This is a genomic window from Photorhabdus heterorhabditis (assembly GCF_018448905.1).
GTDB classification, from domain to species: Bacteria; Pseudomonadota; Gammaproteobacteria; order Enterobacterales; family Enterobacteriaceae; genus Photorhabdus; species Photorhabdus heterorhabditis.
Genome location: NZ_RCWA01000143.1, coordinates 1 through 1,058 on the forward strand (window position 1 = coordinate 1; position 1,058 = coordinate 1,058).

The 1,058-nt window shown below is 45.7% G+C and carries 1 protein-coding gene; it reads right to left on the bottom strand.

The window, feature by feature from the left end:
• On the bottom strand, positions 1–1,058 hold a 1,058-nt coding region (locus tag EAE89_RS22985), incomplete at both ends, for a hypothetical protein (RefSeq protein WP_214086667.1).

Here is a 1,058-nt window from a genome sequence, read left to right on the forward strand (position 1 = left end):
GTCCCTTTCACCATATCCCCCAGTTGAAATTCCATTTCCCTCTCCTCATTGCTGGCATATTTAAATGACAGATTTAACGCGCCCTCCAGAATCATATCTAATTGCGCCCCCAGATAAGCCCCATTCCGCCCTGCTTCTACTGCCTCCTTGCCCTTTAATCCCTGCTCCCGAATTAAGGCAATTAATTTCTCCGCACCGAATTCCGTGGCAAATGCCTGAATTAAATCCACCTGCAATTTCACCCCAATCAGCGGCGATAACGCCACCTCAACGGCATGCTCAAAATATGCCCCATTGCCATGCGTGGCATTCACCAGTTTACTGCCGCCGCCTAATTTTATTTCCGGCGTCTGGATTTCCGTTTTCAGCAGTTTTATTTCCTGACTGCCCTCACTGGAAAACAGTTTTTGCAAGGTCTCTACCGCCTGACTGCTTTTATTCAATAAACCCAGTTTATGGCGTTTTTCTTTAAATTCTTTTTTCAGTTCACGGGTCAGCGTGCGTGAATAAGGTCCCACGGTGTAAGCAAAACTTCCTTCGATATTTAATGTATTGGTTAATTCATAACCCGCCGTGTGTTTATGCCAGTTTTGACCCGGCTTTTTCGCGTTCGGATTGGCTTTTTTTCTTTTCTCTAGCGCTTCCGCTTTTCTCTCTTCCGCGCTTCTTTCCTGTATTTCCTGCTCTGCCCCTAGGGTTATATCAATCGTCCATTCATATTGCGGCAAAACATGAATTTTCGTGTCAAGGGCATCCACCGTGCCCAATAACAATGCTTTCACTTTATCGTCCGGCAAAGAGAATGAACGCTGGGCAAAGGGCTGGCCGTAGCATTGCGTCAGAGTAAGAATATAATCTGTCCGCGGTAAATGATTCAGATCCCCCCGCTGAAATAATGACGAGGCAATAAAACTCAGCGGGTCATTTTCTATCAAATCGACCGGCAGGTTATGACTGGAAAAACTTATTTTATAATCCGTGCCCGGCCCTGCTATCGGATTTTTACCTAATTCATAAAATTGAAACGCCGCATTATCCGGGCTATAAAAAATCGCCCG